This is a genomic window from Paraglaciecola marina (assembly GCF_004360155.1).
GTDB classification, from domain to species: domain Bacteria; phylum Pseudomonadota; class Gammaproteobacteria; order Enterobacterales; family Alteromonadaceae; genus Paraglaciecola; species Paraglaciecola marina.
The window spans coordinates 111,350-129,301 of sequence record NZ_SAIS01000009.1 but is presented as its reverse complement, the minus strand read 5'-3'; the positions used below and the strand labels follow the sequence as shown (position 1 = coordinate 129,301).

The 17,952-nt window shown below is 39.0% G+C and carries 15 protein-coding genes; 2 read left to right on the top strand and 13 right to left on the bottom strand.

Features of this window, described 5'->3' with window-relative positions; translation table 11 throughout:
* Positions 1-13 precede the first annotated feature (13 nt).
* Both glnD and olsF read left to right on the top strand, forming a co-directional pair.
* Positions 14-2,632 (top strand): [protein-PII] uridylyltransferase, encoded by a 2,619-nt coding sequence (gene glnD / locus EOK74_RS13755; RefSeq protein WP_133470603.1) that lies wholly within the window; start codon positions 14-16, stop codon positions 2,630-2,632.
* 142 nt (positions 2,633-2,774) lie between these two features.
* Positions 2,775-4,487 carry a bifunctional ornithine lipid synthase OlsF gene (olsF, locus tag EOK74_RS13750; protein WP_133470602.1) on the top strand — a complete coding sequence of 571 codons (1,713 nt, stop codon included), beginning with the start codon at positions 2,775-2,777 and terminating at the stop codon, positions 4,485-4,487.
* A 52-nt stretch (positions 4,488-4,539) separates the two neighbouring features.
* On the opposite strand, the gene EOK74_RS13745 is transcribed toward olsF, so the two are convergent.
* The 13 genes from EOK74_RS13745 to EOK74_RS13685 form a co-directional block, all read right to left on the bottom strand.
* Positions 4,540-6,171: a hypothetical protein gene (locus EOK74_RS13745; protein ID WP_133470601.1), complete on the bottom strand. Its 1,632-nt coding sequence runs from the start codon at positions 6,169-6,171 to the stop codon at positions 4,540-4,542.
* A gap of 322 nt (positions 6,172-6,493) precedes the next feature.
* Entirely contained in the window at positions 6,494-6,949 is a 456-nt protein-coding gene (locus tag EOK74_RS13740; RefSeq protein ID WP_133470600.1) for a hypothetical protein, read from the bottom strand.
* 227 nt (positions 6,950-7,176) lie between these two features.
* The gene (locus EOK74_RS13735; RefSeq protein WP_133470598.1) at positions 7,177-7,467 is read right to left on the bottom strand and encodes a YebG family protein; all 291 of its coding nucleotides are present in this window, start codon (positions 7,465-7,467) and stop codon (positions 7,177-7,179) included.
* Between the two features lie 140 nt (positions 7,468-7,607).
* The gene (gene fdx, locus EOK74_RS13730) at positions 7,608-7,946 is read right to left on the bottom strand and encodes an ISC system 2Fe-2S type ferredoxin (protein ID WP_133470597.1); all 339 of its coding nucleotides are present in this window, start codon (positions 7,944-7,946) and stop codon (positions 7,608-7,610) included.
* Between the two features lie 30 nt (positions 7,947-7,976).
* Complete coding sequence (gene hscA / locus EOK74_RS13725; protein ID WP_133470596.1) at positions 7,977-9,839, bottom strand: Fe-S protein assembly chaperone HscA; 1,863 nt, start codon at positions 9,837-9,839, stop codon at positions 7,977-7,979.
* 31 nt (positions 9,840-9,870) lie between these two features.
* Positions 9,871-10,398, bottom strand: a complete 528-nt coding sequence (gene hscB, locus EOK74_RS13720) for a co-chaperone HscB (protein WP_133470595.1) — start codon at positions 10,396-10,398, stop codon at positions 9,871-9,873.
* A 55-nt stretch (positions 10,399-10,453) separates the two neighbouring features.
* Positions 10,454-10,777 carry an iron-sulfur cluster assembly protein IscA gene (iscA, locus tag EOK74_RS13715; RefSeq protein WP_133470594.1) on the bottom strand — a complete coding sequence of 108 codons (324 nt, stop codon included), beginning with the start codon at positions 10,775-10,777 and terminating at the stop codon, positions 10,454-10,456.
* Between the two features lie 31 nt (positions 10,778-10,808).
* Positions 10,809-11,189 carry a Fe-S cluster assembly scaffold IscU gene (gene iscU / locus EOK74_RS13710; protein ID WP_133470593.1) on the bottom strand — a complete coding sequence of 127 codons (381 nt, stop codon included), beginning with the start codon at positions 11,187-11,189 and terminating at the stop codon, positions 10,809-10,811.
* Positions 11,190-11,259: 70 nt separating this feature from the next.
* Positions 11,260-12,483 carry an IscS subfamily cysteine desulfurase gene (locus EOK74_RS13705; RefSeq protein WP_133470592.1) on the bottom strand — a complete coding sequence of 408 codons (1,224 nt, stop codon included), beginning with the start codon at positions 12,481-12,483 and terminating at the stop codon, positions 11,260-11,262.
* A gap of 12 nt (positions 12,484-12,495) precedes the next feature.
* Entirely contained in the window at positions 12,496-12,984 is a 489-nt protein-coding gene (gene iscR / locus EOK74_RS13700; protein WP_133470590.1) for a Fe-S cluster assembly transcriptional regulator IscR, read from the bottom strand.
* 108 nt (positions 12,985-13,092) lie between these two features.
* Positions 13,093-13,902 (bottom strand): serine O-acetyltransferase, encoded by an 810-nt coding sequence (gene cysE, locus EOK74_RS13695; RefSeq protein WP_133470588.1) that lies wholly within the window; start codon positions 13,900-13,902, stop codon positions 13,093-13,095.
* Between the two features lie 2 nt (positions 13,903-13,904).
* Positions 13,905-14,642 (bottom strand): tRNA (cytosine(32)/uridine(32)-2'-O)-methyltransferase TrmJ, encoded by a 738-nt coding sequence (trmJ, locus tag EOK74_RS13690; protein ID WP_133470587.1) that lies wholly within the window; start codon positions 14,640-14,642, stop codon positions 13,905-13,907.
* A gap of 214 nt (positions 14,643-14,856) precedes the next feature.
* The gene (locus EOK74_RS13685; RefSeq protein ID WP_133470586.1) at positions 14,857-17,949 is read right to left on the bottom strand and encodes an EAL domain-containing protein; all 3,093 of its coding nucleotides are present in this window, start codon (positions 17,947-17,949) and stop codon (positions 14,857-14,859) included.
* Between the last annotated feature and the right edge of the window lie 3 nt (positions 17,950-17,952).

The window sequence follows — 17,952 nt, the reverse complement described above, 5'->3', positions numbered from 1 at the left end:
CAAGGGGTAGACATTGTCGCTACAAAATTTATTAAACGAAGTTAAATCAATCAATAACATTGATAATTTTGCAGCCTGCAAAGGATTAATAACTAAGAGTTATGATTGGCTTACTAATACTGACCTTAGTACGGCAAATATCGACGACTTAATTTTAGGAAGAGCCACCTTTATTGATGCTCTATTAGGTCAAATTTGGCAGCTAATGGGGTTATCTACACAAAAACACATAAGTTTATTGGCTGTAGGTGGCTATGGCCGCGGACAATTACAACCTTATTCTGATATCGACCTACTGATACTCAGTAAAAAAGCGTTATCAAAAGAGCAACAAGAGCAAATCGGCACATTTATCACATTTCTATGGGATATAGGCCTAGATATAGGTCAATCAGTTCGTACTATAAAAGAAACCATCCAACAAGCTAAGCAAGATGTCACCATTGCAACGAACTTAGTTGAAGCCCGTTTATTAACGGGTAGCGAAGATAACTTTATAGCGCTGCAACAAAAACTTCAAAGTAGAGGTTACTGGAGTAGCAAAGACTTTTTCTTGGCAAAATATCAAGAACAAAAGTTGCGCCACGCAAAATTCAAAGACACATCTTATAATTTAGAACCCAATGTCAAAGAAAGCCCGGGCTGCTTAAGGGATATTCAATCGATAGGTTGGGTGGCTAAAAAACACTTTAATGCTATTGATGGCAAAGAGTTGGTCAGACATGGCTATTTTACTCCTGAAGAGTTCTCTGAATTAATAGAATGTCGTGAAACCCTATGGCGCATACGTTTCGCCCTGCACCTAGTCGCTGGACGCAGTGAAAACCGCTTACTATTTGACTACCAAACTGACGTAGCTACTCGCTTAGGGTTCGGAAATGATGGTAAAGCCTCTGTTGAACGCATGATGAAGTCATTTTTTAGGACTGTCAGACGTATCAGAGAACTAAACGATATGTTGCTGCAAAGGTTTGGACAAGATGTATTAGCACTGAAAGTTAAGCAAGGTGTTGACGTTAATCAAGACTATGAACTACTCGATGGCTTAATTGCTCCAAAGCATGAAAATGTATTTGCATCACCAGAGGATATTCTCAAGTTTTTGCTTCTTGTTGCCAGCACTCCAGAAGTCAAAGGGCTTCACTCAAGCTGCTTACAGCAACTAAGACAAGCAAGGCGGACCTTCAGTAACCAATACTATGTGGAAATAGAGTCTTGCCGAACACTATTTTTAGCATTGGTAAGGCATCCAAATTTCTTTGGTCTTGGATGGGATATCATGCATAAGCACGGTATTTTACAAGCTTATATTCCAGAGTGGGACCACATAGTGGGAATGATGCAGTTTGATCTCTTTCACGCTTATACTGTAGATGAGCATACCCACAGACTAGTTAAGAATATTCATCATTACAGCTTACCTGGGAACAAGGATTTTCCGCGCTGTGGCAATATAATGAAAAGTCTCAGTAAACCTGATTTGCTTTTTATCGCAGCTATTTTTCACGACATAGGTAAAGGCCGTAACGGTGACCATTCAAAATTAGGGGCAGTAGATGTTAAAAAGTTCTGTGATTACCATGGCTTAAAGGACAAAGATACCGAGCTAATTCGCTGGTTAGTAGAAAGCCATCTACTCATGTCTGTGATTGCCCAAAGAAGAGACATATACGATCCTGAAGTCATTAATGAATTCGCACAAGCAGTGCGTACTCACAATAACTTAAATCATTTATATGTGTTAACCCTAGCTGATATTAGAGCCACCAATGACAACCTATGGAATGACTGGAAAGCATCTTTACTAAGAGAGCTTTATTTGCTCACTCAAAAAGCTTTAGATAATGGTCTAGAGTGTAAGGTCGCTCTGCAAGATAGAATAAACGAACATCAAACCATAGCCCGAGAGTCTTTATTGGCTAACGGAATGAATAACACCCAGATTTCTCAATTTTGGCAGAGACTAAGCGACGACTATTTCGCTCGATTCAAACCAGAGCAAATCGCTTGGCATGCAAATGTTATTCTAGCGTCACATCCTATGACAGATGATTTTTTATTGGTAGGCACCAGTGAAGGGACATCTAAAGCCGGTGCAGAACTTATCGTTTACGGTAAAGATCGCGCTAGAATGTTTGCGCAAATCGCTTCAGTTTTAGACAGTAGAAACTGCTCAATACGAGACGCACAAATTATGCGTACTCATGATGGGTATATATTCGATAGTTTTATTATTCAAGAACACAATGGAGACAGAATAACCTCCCCATCAAGACTTAAGAGCTTAAAAGAAGCCGTAGAAGAACAGCTCAACAAACCTGGGGTGCAACATACTAATAAAAGAAAAATGTCACGCCAAATGAAGCAGTTAGACGTGCCCACTAAAGTTCGTTTTTACACCAGCAAAACAAATACTTCAATTGTTGAGCTTGAAGCTTTAGATGCACCAGGTCTTTTAGCCACCATTACGGAGCAATTTATTGCCTTAAAGTATAAGTTGCATCAAGCTAAAATCACTACTATTGGTGAGAGGGCTGAGGATTTATTCATTATTACTAACGAGCATGGCCAACCATTAACTCATGACGAACAAGTTGAACTCAAAAAGCGACTTCGAGAAGCTTTGGATTAAGACTCACCTGCACTACGCCCATTAACATTAACTGGGCGTAGTCATTTTTACTTGTCACAAAACAGCCATCGTTTTGGCACTAAATTGTCATATTCAGGTAATACCCTTTAGCAAAGCTAATAATGAATTTGACTAGTGTTCTATGTTTTCTGTATCTGATGTCCTTGAAAAGCATTACCCTCAGGTAGCCAATAAACCCTTATTATCTAAAACCTTACGATTTATACTAAGGCGCTTACTCCATGAACGTGAAATCCAAGAGTTTGGTCAAACCTACCCTCACTACCAAGGGTTAGACTTTGTAGAGCAAGTACTGGAATACTTCAATATAAGCTACTCAACCAGAGACGTTGAAAAAGAGCATATTCCATATCAGGGGAAACTTGTCATTATTGCCAATCATCCGATAGGCTCATTAGACGCTTTAGCACTAATCAAGCTGGTAAGTGAAATAAGACAAGATATAAAAGTTGTAGCCAACCAAATGTTAATGGCACTTGAGCCACTACACCCTATGTTATTGCCAGTAAATAATATGAGTGGCGGAACGGCTAAAGAACATATTGAAAACATTCAAGCACACCTACAAACCGAAGGCGTTGTGATTGTATTTCCCGCAGGAGAGGTCTCTCGATTGCGCCCCCAAGGAATTCGCGATACGCGTTGGAGAAGCGGCTTTTTACGCATTGCCAAACAAGCAAAATCCCCCATTTTGCCTGTATTTATCGATGCCAAAAACTCCCATCTATTTTACGGTTTGTCTATGATTTACAAGCCCTTAGCAACTATGTTGTTAGTCAAAGAAATGTTCAAACATAAGCGTCATCATCTGCCAATGAGAATTGGTGAGTTGATACCTTTTGAGTCATATGACAACAATAAGATCACTCGCGCTCAACATGTATCTTTGTTTAAAAAACACTTATACAAAATAGGCCACGGTAAAAAAGCTATATTTAAGACTCAAAAATCCATAGCGCCAGCAGAAAACAGAGCGGAGTTGTATCTTAGTCTCAAACAAAATTGCCAACGATTAGGCGTGACTAAAGATGGTAAAGTTATGTTTCTCTACCAGCACAAAGGAAGCTCTCCCATAATGCGAGAGATTGGCAGGTTGCGAGAAGTATCCTTCAGAGCAGTAGGCGAAGGAACAGATAAACGCCGCGATATTGACCCCTACGACACCCACTATTACCATTTAATATTATGGGATCAAGAAGATTTAGAAATTGCCGGAGCCTACCGCTTTGGGCCAGCAAAAAGCATCATTGAAAAACAAGGTGTTGAGGGTTTGTATTCTGCTAGTCTGTTCGATTATGGCCCAGAAATGGATACATACTTCGAACAAGGATTGGAACTTGGCAGAAGCTTTGTTCAGCCTAAATACTGGGGTAAACGCAGCTTAGACTACTTATGGTTTGGACTAGGCGCATTTATTCAGCATCATCCAGAGTACCGCTATTTATTTGGAGCGGTAAGTGTAAGTGACCACTACCCTAAAGCGGCCAAAGACTTACTGGTACAGTTTTACAGTTTATATTTTGGGAGTAAATCAAACATAGCCCATGCTAAAACCCCCTACTTGCTTCCCCATGGCTATCAACATAATTTTAGTGGCGACGACTACAAAACGGATTTCACCCTACTTAAACACACGCTTGCTAATATGGGGATGGCCGTTCCAACATTGTATAAACAATATACCGAAACCTATCAAGATGGAGGGGTTCACTTCATTGACTTTAACATCGACCCTGACTTTAACCATTGCATAGATGGATTAGTACTAGCAGATCTAAATACTCTAAAGCCTAAAAAGCGGGCACGGTATATGCCAGAACAAACCAGCCATTAGTCTAGAAAAAATTTAAACTATGATTTAGTCTGTTAGGAGCGAACAAGTAAAGTTAATTAAAAGAATTTAATTCTTCAAACGATGGAGTGTAAGACCTAACAACACCTGTATCAGGATAAGAAATGTAAATCACATCTCCCTGCTCAATGGTTTTCAAAATAAAGTCCTCATAAGCAGTAACAGCTGAGCCTGCTCCATCTTCAATATCGAAAGAAACAGGCTCGGAATATACTGGAGTTTCTCCGATACTCGCCCCGTCAGGTATAATATTTTCAAAGACTAATACTTGACCAGGGGATTTAGTCACAACGGCAAAATCTTTTCTAGTTTGGTCACCAGGCCTAATGCCAATAAAAGATCCATGCACTAATGATTGTGGTACACCTGAAGTCCAACTAAATACTTGCTGTTCAAATTCATTGTTATCAAATTGGCCAATAACTGTAAGGCTGTGTTTTCCATCAACTTCACCATCACTCATTAAAATTGCCAAATAATGTGGCGACTCGCTCGCAGTACCAGAGGAAAACACATCTACTATTTTCATGCTCCCATCGGTAGCTCCTTGTATTGGAATAACACTGAGCTCTTCATAATGTCGGTCTTCGTTGGTATCACCATACAGAACAAGAGAGTTAGAGTTGTAATCAACGGCAATTAAATTGGAGAATGCAGAGTCATCGTAATAGTCACGTATATAAATATCTTCAGGAAACACTGTAGTCATGAGATGACATAAGCTACGACCACTGCCTATTTCGTCGATAACTTCAGTTTCAAATGTTGTGACGTCATCTACTATAATAGGCTCTAGCCTTACAACTGATAACCCTCTATCACGCTGGCCAACCCAAACAAAGTTTTGTCCGGTATCAACCCGCCCTAAAAATGAACAAGGGGCTTCAATTGAAAAACTATCAGCCTCCAATAAGCTTGCATTATCTGATATTGAACTATTAGACGTAAGCCAATTAACAGTATTGTTCACTTCATCCAACACTAACAACTCTTTATTAAAATCACGTGAGCCAAGAAGGTTAAAAGACAAGGCATTTGTAACTAACTGACTGATATTACGGTATGTTCCTGCAACGGTTAATGTGTCTGAAAGCCTATAATCCGTAAAACTATAATTGTCTTTACCAAATAGAACGATTTCTTGTTCATCGATAAACTGTGGTTCTAGTGTATTCCTAACGCCATACAATTGATTAAAACTATTAGCTTCATATAGTTGTAAACTTGGTGAGTATTGACCTATTACTCGCCCTACCCCACTAAAGCCTATCACTTCTACAGATACTACTTCGGTAGAGACGTTTCCGTCATCATCTATAGCCTTCAATTCAAATTCCATTATTTCGGTGATATCTAATTCAAGTGAAGGCGCTTGCCAACGCGTAGCAAAAACATTTACATTGCTCAACTTTGTCGCTGTCGGACCTGATATTTGGCTCATAGTCACACCAGCCGTTGGCGTTTCCCAAGCATCTATAACAAAAAAGCCTTCTTCAAATACCCTTTGGTTACTGACTGTGTAACTAATTTCTGGGCCACCTTTTTGACTGTCTCCACCACCTCCACATGATGCAATAAGTAATATTGAAATTACTAATAAACTTGAGAGTCTTAATTTTGAATAAAAGTATTGGCTATGAGCTGTTGTACCATTGAGGTTTTGCACTGAATAGTTAACCTATTTAAATTAGAAAGCGGGTAGACTGATAATATTAAATTGACTGTATACGATTGTTATGAACACTGTAACAAAGTTACTAGATTCGTAAAAGCAGCTATTATAAAGGAAAATTAAGCGCATATTCGCAAATTGAAAACTTCATATCGAGCTACGCCTGCACATCAAAATTTGAGAAAGCTATAGAGTACTCAAAATGACTCTAAAACGGTCAATTCAAGAAAGTAAAAGTCTCAGTAAATTTGGTTTTGGTTTTGTGATAGCTTGATCAGAAATGCCAACGCTACGTTGGCATTTAAACTAGAATATTTTAGTCGATTATAACTTCTCTTAAAACGTATTCCCCAGTCAAAGTCCTTACCTCTGGGTATTTAGCTGATAATTCCTGAGATTGTTCATTATTCTCTTTACCCCACGCATCCATAAAAGCCATGTATTTCTTCTTAGATGGCTCCATATCAGCTGAGTTTTCAAACGTTACAATTAGAATTAAATTAAAATCACCACTTAACGGAAAATCACTTCCAAGAATTTTCCAGTCCTTAATAAACCCTAGCTTTTTTTGTAGCTTTACAGCTTTTACCCAACTTTGGGCTAAACCTGCCAGATATACCTCCTCCATATTGGGATCTACTTTCACTGTAGTCATTAACGTTATTTCTGTGCCTATATCGTAATCTTTGTAAACTTCTAACCTGTCTTTAGCAAAAGTAGGTGCTGAAAAAAGGCAAACAATGCATAGTAATTTTGATAGGTGTAACTTCATGTTTTTAGCTCTCCATTTAATTTTATTCCCCAATTTTGAAATACTACATTGAGGTATAAAAGTATAGTCGAATAAAAAACGAACACCTTTTTATTAGTGGGAGTAAGTAAGGATAAGCTTAATAATTAAAAGAAAAATCATTTGTTTAGAAGGAAAGAAAAGGCATATTTACCATACACATTATAAACCAATGATATGCATAGTCACCGTACTCAAAAAAAAGCTACTTAAGCTTTCTTTTTCTCAATCTTTACTACTTCAGCTTTCTCTTCAGCTAACAAACTTTCTGCTGTAGTACCTTTTAATAATTTAGTAAGCGAGTCTTTATTTTTAGACAGCATAATAGACAACTCTTCAAGTACTGGTCCATCCAAGGTAAAACCTTTACCTTCAATGTACTCACTTAAGTTATCGGCAACGTCTAACATTTTGTCGTATTGATCAGCTGCTTTTTTATCTGCACTCACAAACTTTTCCACCCCTTTGTGTTCTACTACATAACGTGTAATAACGGCCATAACTTTTATCTCCTCTGCAATCAATGAAACAAGCCTAGCACAACAACTGTATATAAAAACAGTTTAATTTGACCCTGCTCATAAAAAAACCAGCAAACTGCTGGTTCTATTTAATACAAATTTTTAGATAATTAAAAGCCTTAGTGACCTTCACTCACCTGATTCACTGTGTATTTAGGGATTTCTACTACTAGATCTTCGTCTTTAATAATTGCTTGGCAGCCTAAACGAGACTCTGGCTCTAGCCCCCAGGCTTTATCAAGCATGTCTTCTTCTAACTCGTCACCTTCTTCTAAAGAATCAAAGCCTTCACGGATCACCACGTGACAAGTGGTACAAGCGCATACCTTTTCGCAAGCATGTTCAATTCCAATGCCATTCTTTAAGGCTAAATCAAGCACAGAGGTACCTTTTTCGCCCTCTAATACTGCTCCATCTGGGCACAACTCTTCGTGTGGTAAAAAGATTACTTGTGGCATAACAGGTTTCCTAACATTCCGTAAATTAATTTAAATTTGATCAACTGATTGCCCCGAAAAGGCATTTTTAATTGATTGATCCATTCTGCGCTCTGCAAAAACTTGACTCAACTTATCTACATTTTCAATACCAGTCTTAATCGCTTCTTTATCTGTACCTTGAGCCAAGGTTTGCAATTCAACTAAACCTTGTTCAATGATTTGTCTTTCTTCCTTATTTAGCAATGTGGCTCCGTCGGCATGTAATGCAGCAGTTAAGGTTTCATAAACCCTAGCGGCTTCTACTTGCTGTTCTTTTAGCATTCTGGCTTGCATGTCATCTTGGGCATGCTCCATTGATGCCTTAAGCATAGTAGCGATTTCACTATCATCTAAGCCATAAGAAGGCTTAACTTGAATATCAGCTTTTACACCACTAGATTTTTCCATGGCAGTTACGTTTAACAATCCATCGGCATCAACTTGAAAGGTGACGCGGATGTGAGCAGCACCTGCAGCCATTGGCGGTATACCCTGTAAGGCAAACTTTGCTAATGAACGGCAATCACTTACTAACTCACGCTCACCTTGTACCACATGGATCATCATTGCAGTTTGACCATCTTTAAAAGTGGTAAACTCTTGGGCTTTTGCCACTGGAATAGTGGTATTACGAGGAATAACTTTCTCGGTCAACCCGCCCATGGTTTCTATACCCAAAGATAAAGGCAACACATCTAAAAGTAACATGTCACTATCGGGCTTATTTCCCACCAAAATATCAGCTTGTATGGCAGCGCCCACAGCTACTACTTTATCTGGGTTAATAGAGGTTAACGGAGTACGTTCAAAGAACTCCCCTACTTTTTGGCAAACTGCTGGCACCCGAGTAGATCCTCCCACCATAACCACTTCAAGTACTTGCTCCTTTTCAAGCTCAGCATCTTTTAATGCACGGCGACAAGCTCTTAATGTAGTTTTAATTAAAGGTGCTATTAGGCTTTCGAATTGCTCAATAGTTATCTGTATCCCATGGGATTTACCAGCATCATCGGTAAATTCTACGGTCACAATAGATTCTTGGCTTAGCGATTCTTTAGCCTGTTTGGCTTTATCTAATAAGGTTCTGTGCAGTTCTTTTGATAAATCGCCTGTTAAACCTGCTTGCTCACGAATAAACTCAACTAACACAGCATCAAAATCATCACCACCTAACGCTGAATCACCACCAGTAGCAAGTACTTCAAACACACCTTTACTGAGTCGTAAGATAGAAATATCAAAGGTACCACCGCCCAAGTCATAAACGGCAATCACCCCCTCTTGGCCAGAATCTAGACCATAAGCAATGGCAGCGGCTGTAGGTTCGTTCAATAACCTTAAAACTTTTAACCCAGCTAATGTTGCGGCATCTTTGGTGCCTTGACGTTGTGCATCATCAAAATAAGCAGGAACGGTTACCACGGCACCTTGAAGTTCGTCACCTAAGGTTTTTTCAGCACGCAGTTTTAATACTGACAAAATTTCTGAGGAAACTTGAACAGGGTTTACATTGCCTGATGCAACTGTGATTGCCGGAGATTGAGCTTCGGTAAATTGGTAAGGTAAATGTGGATACGCTTTTTTTATATCTGCTACTGAACGACCTAAAAAGCGTTTAACCGATACTATTGTGTTAGACGGGTCAATACTTGCCTGTTGTTTAGCATCTAGGCCAACAGTAACGCCTTGTTGTAAATATCTCACAACAGACGGCAATAAATGATTACCCTGTTCATCGGGCAGAGTTAATGCTTCGCCACTTCTAACAGAAGCCACTAATGAATTAGTTGTGCCTAAATCAATTCCAACCGCTAATTTACGTTGATGAGGAGCGGCGCTTTGACCGGGTTCAGCTATTTGCAGTAATGCCATGATTCGATTCTTTTGATTTAAATAAATGAATTTAGAAGTCGTTTAAGGCTTCTTCTTTGAGCTCTATTTCGGCTAACATTTTATATAAAAATTTTAGCTTACGGATAACATCAGCTGCCTGTAGTGCTGCTGCTTCTTGCTCACTTGCTAACAAACTTTGTAGTTTGCTTAAATCGCTTTTTACGTTATGTTTAATTTCATCTTCAAGTGACGCTAATACGTCCAAAGGATCGCTATTATCGTCTAACTCAGCTAACGCTTCTCGCCATTCCATTTGCTGCATCAAAAAAGCGGTATCTTTAATGGTTTGCTGCTCATGCTGCAAATCAATACCTCTTAATGAGAGTATGTGCTCAGCTCTTGGTAAAGGTGATTTTAAAGTGCTATACGCATCGTTAACTTGTGCATTTTTTTGAATAGCAACGAGTTTGTCTTGCTCGCTACCACTAGCAAACTTATCCGGATGAGTAAGACGCTGGAGTTGCTGATAGGTTTGAGATAATGCAGACAAATCTACATCAAAAGAAACGGAAATATTAAAAAGCTCGAAGTAGTTCATCTGATTTTATTAGGCTTACTGTTTTTGAATTGCAGAAAAATAACAAGACTAAGGGCTAAACGTTAAAGCTTTCGCCACAACCACACTCGCCGTTAGCGTTAGGATTAGTAAACTCAAAGCCCTCGTTCAAACCATCTTTAGCGAAATCTAAATGGGTACCGTCTAAGTACACTAGGCTTTTGCCGTCGACGATAATTTTTACACCATTGTCTTCAAAGAGTTGATCATCTGAATTTAAATCGTCAACAAATTCAAGAACATAAGCTAAACCAGAACAGCCAGTTGTCTTAACACCAAGACGCAACCCTAAACCTTTCCCTCTATTTTCGAGAAATGTTTTAGCACGTTGTGCTGCGCTATCGGATACGGTAATTGCCACTGGCTACTCCTATTACTTAAAAATTTTTATCTTAGTTTTGGCGACTTTTATAATCTTCAACTGCTGCTTTAATCGCGTCTTCAGCTAAAATTGAGCAATGAATTTTCACTGGTGGTAATGCTAATTCCTCAGCGATATCAGTATTTTTAATTTCTACTGCTTCGTCGATAGACTTACCTTTAACCCACTCAGTTACCAAAGAGCTTGATGCGATAGCAGAACCACAACCATAGGTTTTGAATTTTGCGTCTTCAATAATACCGTTATCATCAATTTTTAATTGTAACTTCATTACGTCACCGCAAGCTGGTGCACCTACCATACCAGTAGCAATTTTTGGATCGTTCTTATCAAACCCACCAACGTTACGAGGGTTTTCGTAGTGATCAATTACTTTTTCGCTGTAAGCCATTTTCTTTTACCTTTGGTTATGTGTTGCCGCGCTTAAGCCCAACAACACATTAATTTTAAAATGCGTTAACTTAGTGGTGAGCCCACTCAACAGAATCTAAATCAATACCTTCTTTGTACATATCCCACAAAGGAGACATTTCACGTAGCTTATCGATAGCATTACGGATAACACCAATAACATAGTCAATTTCTGCTTCAGTAGTAAAACGTCCCATTGTAAAACGAATAGAGCTATGTGCTAACTCATCGTTTAACCCAAGCGCACGTAACACATATGATGGCTCAAGGCTTGCTGATGTACATGCAGAGCCAGATGATACAGCCATATCTTTAAGGGCCATAATTAATGACTCTCCTTCAACGTAAGCAAAGCTCACGTTAAGATTACCTGCTATGCGGCTGTCCATATCACCGTTCAAGTAAACGGCTTCCATATCTTTAATACCGCTCCATAACTTGTTACGTAACATTAATAAACGCTCGTTTTCAGCGCCCATTTCTTCTTTAGCGATTCTAAATGCTTCTCCCATTCCAACAATCTGGTGAGTTGCCATAGTACCTGAACGCATACCACGCTCATGACCACCGCCGTGCATTTGCGCTTCTAAGCGTATACGCGGCTTACGACGCACATACAAAGCACCAATGCCTTTTGGACCATAAGTTTTGTGGGCAGAGAAGGACATCAAATCAACTTTCATTGTTTGTAAATCGATTGGCACTTTACCCGTGCTTTGTGCGGCATCAACATGAAACAAAACTTTACGCTCGCGGCATAACTCACCAATTGCAGTGATATCTTGAATCACACCAATTTCATTATTGACATGCATCACACTGACTAAAATTGTATCTGGGCGAATAGCAGCAACTAGCTTGTCTAAATCAAGTAAACCGTTTGGCTCTGGGTCTAAATAGGTCACTTCGAAACCTTCGCGCTCTAACTGACGCATGGTATCTAAAACAGCTTTGTGCTCAGTTTTTACAGTAATGAGATGCTTGCCTTTTTTACCATAAAAATTAGCAGCGCCTTTGATACCAAGGTTATTTGACTCGGTGGCACCCGAGGTAAACACAATCTCTCTAGGGTCTGCATTCACTAAATCTGCGATTTGATTACGGCCAATATCTACCGCTTCTTCTGCTACCCAACCAAATTTATGAGAACGAGAAGCTGGGTTACCAAACACACCTTCTGTAGTCAAACACTCAGCCATTTTAGCGGCAACACGAGGGTCTACCGGTGTAGTTGAAGAATAATCCAAGTAGATTGGAAGCTTTAATTCGCTCATTTTTTACTCCGCTTAAAGCTGCAAACTGATAGTAATGTCGTTTGACGCTATATTATTAAGATGTTTATTTTTGTCTTGGCGCTGCGCAACTTGTTTCACTTCATGCTGCTCCATTAATTCGCCTAGGGTAATGCCGTTTAAAAACACACTAATGCGGTCGCTTAATCCTTCCCACAAATTGTGAGTTAAACAACGTTCACCGCCTTGGCATCCTCCCTGACCTTGGCACTTAGTAGCATCTACGGATTCATTTACCGCATTGATCACTTCACCAATAGATATATCGCTAGCATTACGACCTAACTTATACCCACCGCCAGGGCCACGTACACTTTCAACTAGTTCTTCTCTACGAAGACGAGAAAAAAGCTGTTCTAGGTATGACAATGAAATTTCTTGGCGCTCTGAGATTTCTGCTAAAGACACAGGACCACGTTGAGAATGCAATGATACATCCAACATCGCGGTTACCGCGTAACGGCCTTTTGAAGTCAATTTCATACTTATAAACCTAATATCTAAGATGTGTCAGATCTTCACATACCCTACTATTTTAGTCAAGTATTTAACCTAGTGTTTTACTCAAGTATTAAGGTTCAAATCACTAAGTTAAATTTGCGGGTCAAAAGCGTCACATGCTTTTTTAATATCTTTTGCCATTTCGTCGCCAGAAAAATTATCTAACTCTAGGCTTGGTAATGATTTCCCGCACACATCTCCACCCATTTTATTAATGGCTTTACACATTTCTTCTACTTTTGTGTCAATAAGATGAACATGGTCAACCATCACTCCTATTGCTTGAGCAACAGGGTCTGGGTTATCAGTGGCGACAGCATACGCATCAAACCCATACTTTTGGGCGATTTTCTCTCTTTCACCTTGATTAGGTGGAGTGGGCTTTTTCTGAGACACCACCACTCTTCCTGGTATGCCAATTACAGTGGCGTTTTCTGGTACGTCACGCACTACTACCGAATTAGAACCAACCTTTGCTCCCTTGTGCATAGTAATTGGGCCTAATACTTTTGCACCCGCGCCTACAACTACGTTATCTTCTAAAGTAGGATGGCGTTTTCCGGCATTCCAGCTAGTGCCCCCTAAAGTAACCCCGTGATACAGAGTTACATCATTACCAATCTCTGCAGTCTCTCCAATAACCACACCCATACCATGATCAATAAAAAAGCGGCGACCTAAAGTGGCACCAGGGTGAATTTCAATCCCAGTCAACCAACGAGAAAACGTGGATATAGAACGCGCTAGCCACTTCCAATTTGCTTTCCAAAGTCTATGGCCCAAACGATGCAGCCAAATAGCATGTAATCCTGGGTAATTAGTCAACACTTCAAAGGTTGTGCGAGCAGCAGGGTCACGATGAAATACGCTCTGCACGTCTTCTTTCATTCTGTTAAACATAGTTATTCTTTATTTGAAGTGGTTTTACCAATTGACGCTAATATGCCTCGTAAAATGTTGAGTTCTTGTGACTCGGGACGGGCACGATTAAACATCCTGCGTAATTTGGTCATCACCATACCGGGATGTTTAGCAATGATGAAATTCGTTTTAATAAGGGTTTGTTCCAAATGACTATAAAAACCTTCTAACTCTTCAGATAAAGGGTAATCATTATTCTCAGGATGATTTTCTGGGTGCTGGTTTCTGGTTAAGTTTAAATAAGCCATTCGTACTTCATAGCATAAAGTTTGCACGGCGGCAGCTAAGTTCAACGAGCTGTAATCTGGGTTTGCAGGGATACAAACATGAAAGTGACAAAGTTGTAACTCTTCGTTACTTAACCCGTTATTTTCACGCCCGAATACTAGAGCAACTGGGTATTTAGGAACCTCGGCTATAAGCTTTTCACCACAACCTCTTGGTTCTAACATGGGCCAAGATAAAGTCCGAGAACGGGCACTAGTTCCTACCACTAAACCACAATCAGCCACAGCTTCAGCCAAAGTCGCGACTGTTTTCGCGTTCGCTAACACATCACCAGCTCCAGCAGCTAATGCACTTGACTTCCCGTCTGGTGGAGATACTGGGTCAACCAAAACTAACTGACTTAACCCCATAGTTTTCATAGCTCTAGCCGCAGAGCCTATGTTACCGGTATGAGAAGTATTTACTAGAACAACGCGAATATTTTCTAACATGACGGAGACACACTTCCTGAGCTGGCAATTTTCTGGGCGCGGATAATAGCATAAGCAGCCCTTAGCTCAAAGCATGAGAAAAATTAAAATAAGCTAACTGAAAAGCCAAGTTCAATGAATAAAAATAATTGTCAAAAATGACCTTAAATAGTCAAACACCTAAAGTTAAGATTTTACTATTAATAGGCAAAGCTTTATCAATCACTGGGGAGATTTAAGGGTGCTCAAAGAGGTTACTATGTTCTAGAAAATCAAATGACTCTTCAGAAGAAATGGGAGGTCCATATAGGTAGCCTTGGACATAATGACAGCCCATTTTATCCAATATAGACAATTGTTCTTCAGTCTCTACGCCTTCAGCGACTATTTCTAGATCTAATGCATGTGCGATAGCCACTATGGACTGGGTTATAGCCATACCTGTTTTGTCTGAACTCAATTGATTTACGAAACTTTTATCAATCTTTAGAACGTCTAGAGGAAATTTATTCAAATAACTCAAAGAAGAATAGCCAGTACCAAAATCATCAATAGATAAACTAACACCTAATTGTTTTAACTTCTTCAAAGTATTGATCACAGTTTCAGCTTCATCAACAAAAAGACTCTCAGTGAGCTCTAGTTCAATATAACGAGCATCGAGATTTACTTGATTGAGAATGTTAGATAGATCATAGGTAACATCGGATAACATAAATTGTTTTATGGAGACGTTAATGGCAATTTTAATGGTGCTAAAGCCGTGCTCATGCCACTGTTTTACTTGTTGACAGGCTTTTTTCAATACTTGTTTACCTAAATCAACAATTAGACCTGCATCTTCAGCTATAGGAATAAATTCATCAGGAGATATAGTTCCCAATGTTGGATGAAACCACCGTGAAAGTGCTTCAAAAGACACGACTACACCTGTTGTGATACTAATTTGAGGTTGAAAATAAAGAGACAACTTGTCTTCTTTTAAGGCTTCTCTTAACTCTTTTTCAACTAAATTCCGTCGATTAACATGGTCGCTCATACTTGGTTCAAAGAAATGAAACAAATTACTTCCAGTCGTCTTTGAGAAATACATGGCAGTATCTGCGTAGTGCACTAATTCATCAGCAGTTTTGGCATTTTCAGGGTAAAGGCTAATACCTATACTTACCCCTACTCCTGAGTCTTTGTCATTTACTATTAACCCTTTGTCAAATTGCTTAACTAAATCCATTGCAATTCTTTCAACGTTTACTTTATTTGCTACGTTTTCAATAATAATAGCGAATTCATCGCCTCCAAGGCGAGCCGCGTAATCTGTCTTTCGTGCTAACTTCACAAGTGTTGCGCCGACTTTCCTCAATAATTGATCACCTGATTCATGCCCTAAGGTGTCATTCACTTGTTTAAATCTATCCAAATCGATAAAAAACAAAGCTAAAGATTCACCTTCATTTTTAGCTTTAACAATTGCAGAGTCTAGACTTTTTCGGAAATAACCGCGATTAGGTAGCCCAGTTAAAATGTCGTGGTTAGCCATAGTCCAGAGATCTTTTTCGGATTTCTTCTTATGGGTAATATCGTTAAATGCGCATACATAGTGAGTGGGAGCACCATTGGTATCCAGGATAGCGTTAATGCTTATATCTTTAATAAAGCGCTCTCCATTTTTCTTCATTCCAATTAATTCATTTTGCCATTTCCCATTGTTTTGTATTTCATGGGTAAACTCTTTTATATCAAAAGAAGAATGTGAATGATTAATAATAAAATCTGGAATACGCCCTACCACATCACTCAGATTAGAACCGGTTGTTTCTTTAAAAGCTTCATTAACAGCAAGCACCACTAATGTTTTGTCTAATATCACGATTGCACTTGCACTGCTGTCAAATGCTTTAGCATAAAGCCTAATTTCTTTTTCTGCTTCTCTTTGGTCGCTGATATCCATTAAAGTACCAACAATCAAATTGTCATTGCTTAACTCGTCACCTTGCTTGGTGACTCTACCTTTCATTTTTAACCATTTTAGATTGTCACTTACAAAGACTCTAAACTCGATTTCAAATAAGTCAGAGGCCTCCATCTTAAAATCCTTAAAATAGGCGTTTACATTGGCTCGATCATCTTCATGAATTTTAGAAATAAATTCAGCTAGGGAAAGCTTAATTGGACTCATTTCTATAGATAAAATTTCACAGCTCTCTTCCACTAAAAGTATTGTTGAGTCGCTAACTGAAAACTCCCACATCCCCTCTCCGCTGCCCCACAAAGCTAAAGCTAACCTTTCTTCACTTACTGACAAAGCCGTTTGCCTAGTATGTATTTGTTCAAGCATATTATTTAGACCTTGAGCAAAAAGTCCAATCTCATCAGTACGCTCAGTTTGATATCTAATCGAAGCTGGTACCTTGCCAAGTGCTTGCTTATTCATAAAGTCAATTAGGCTCTTAAGGGGTTTAGCTATGACCTGTGTAATAGTAAAAAATTGAGATATTCCTAATACTAAAATAAGAGAGATAGCTAAAACGATAATACTTCGATGCATTTCATGAACGAACAAAAACGCGTTTTCTTCGCTAATACCTACTGATATGGTCAAATTCGAATCTGGATCATGAAGTTCTCTACTTAACCAATCTCTATCTATTGGATCTCCTGCAATTAACACATTACCCGCCATGACTGTAAGTTGCATATTTAAGCCTTGCAATTCTTCTACTAACTCTTGCAAAACTGAGCTTGCATCTCGCACAATATAAATAGCCCCTACCACTCCCTCTTCTGCAAAAGTGCCAGACATCGAAAATTTATATTTGAGAGTATAAAGGACGTTGTGATTTATGCTTGTTGTGTAGTAGGAGTCAAATTTTGCTTTATCAATGAAAATAAACCTTGGGGTAACACTATAGGTAGACTCAGCTACCTCACCATTGTTAATTCTTATAATTGAGCGACGCTTAGTAAAGATTTCAATATTGAGGTAATGGCTTTTAGATGCATTTAAAGAAATTAAAAATTGTTCTAAGGTCACTAGCTCCTCATTCATTCCCTTGGTGTCATCGAGTAGCTCGTAATCTATGTAATTACTAAGTGCATTATGAGAAGTAATAACTTGAGCATCTTCAATAATTTGTTCTGATAAACTCTCAAACACCATTTGGCTACGAGCTAAAGCGTTGTCCAAATCACGGACAATTAGTGGAGTAACTAACTGTTCAAATCTATTAATATTTATGTATGCCTGAAGTAACAACACTATGGTTATGGCACTTCCAACATATAAAATTAATTTAGTGGCTATAGACTTTTTAAATAATCCCAAGGACATAAT

Bases quoted from the DNA above. Each gene is read 5' to 3' on its own strand.
- olsF (WP_133470602.1), top strand. From the start codon at position 2,775: ATGTTTTCTGTATCTGATGTCCTTGAAAAGCATTACCCTCAGGTAGCC.
- EOK74_RS13740 (WP_133470600.1), bottom strand. From the start codon at position 6,949: ATGAAGTTACACCTATCAAAATTACTATGCATTGTTTGCCTTTTTTCA.
- EOK74_RS13735 (WP_133470598.1), bottom strand. From the start codon at position 7,467: ATGGCCGTTATTACACGTTATGTAGTAGAACACAAAGGGGTGGAAAAG.
- fdx (WP_133470597.1), bottom strand. From the start codon at position 7,946: ATGCCACAAGTAATCTTTTTACCACACGAAGAGTTGTGCCCAGATGGA.
- hscA (WP_133470596.1), bottom strand. From the start codon at position 9,839: ATGGCATTACTGCAAATAGCTGAACCCGGTCAAAGCGCCGCTCCTCAT.
- hscB (WP_133470595.1), bottom strand. From the start codon at position 10,398: ATGAACTACTTCGAGCTTTTTAATATTTCCGTTTCTTTTGATGTAGAT.
- iscU (WP_133470593.1), bottom strand. From the start codon at position 11,189: ATGGCTTACAGCGAAAAAGTAATTGATCACTACGAAAACCCTCGTAAC.
- EOK74_RS13705 (WP_133470592.1), bottom strand. From the start codon at position 12,483: ATGAGCGAATTAAAGCTTCCAATCTACTTGGATTATTCTTCAACTACA.
- iscR (WP_133470590.1), bottom strand. From the start codon at position 12,984: ATGAAATTGACTTCAAAAGGCCGTTACGCGGTAACCGCGATGTTGGAT.
- cysE (WP_133470588.1), bottom strand. From the start codon at position 13,902: ATGTTTAACAGAATGAAAGAAGACGTGCAGAGCGTATTTCATCGTGAC.
- trmJ (WP_133470587.1), bottom strand. From the start codon at position 14,642: ATGTTAGAAAATATTCGCGTTGTTCTAGTAAATACTTCTCATACCGGT.
- EOK74_RS13685 (WP_133470586.1), bottom strand. From the start codon at position 17,949: ATGTCCTTGGGATTATTTAAAAAGTCTATAGCCACTAAATTAATTTTA.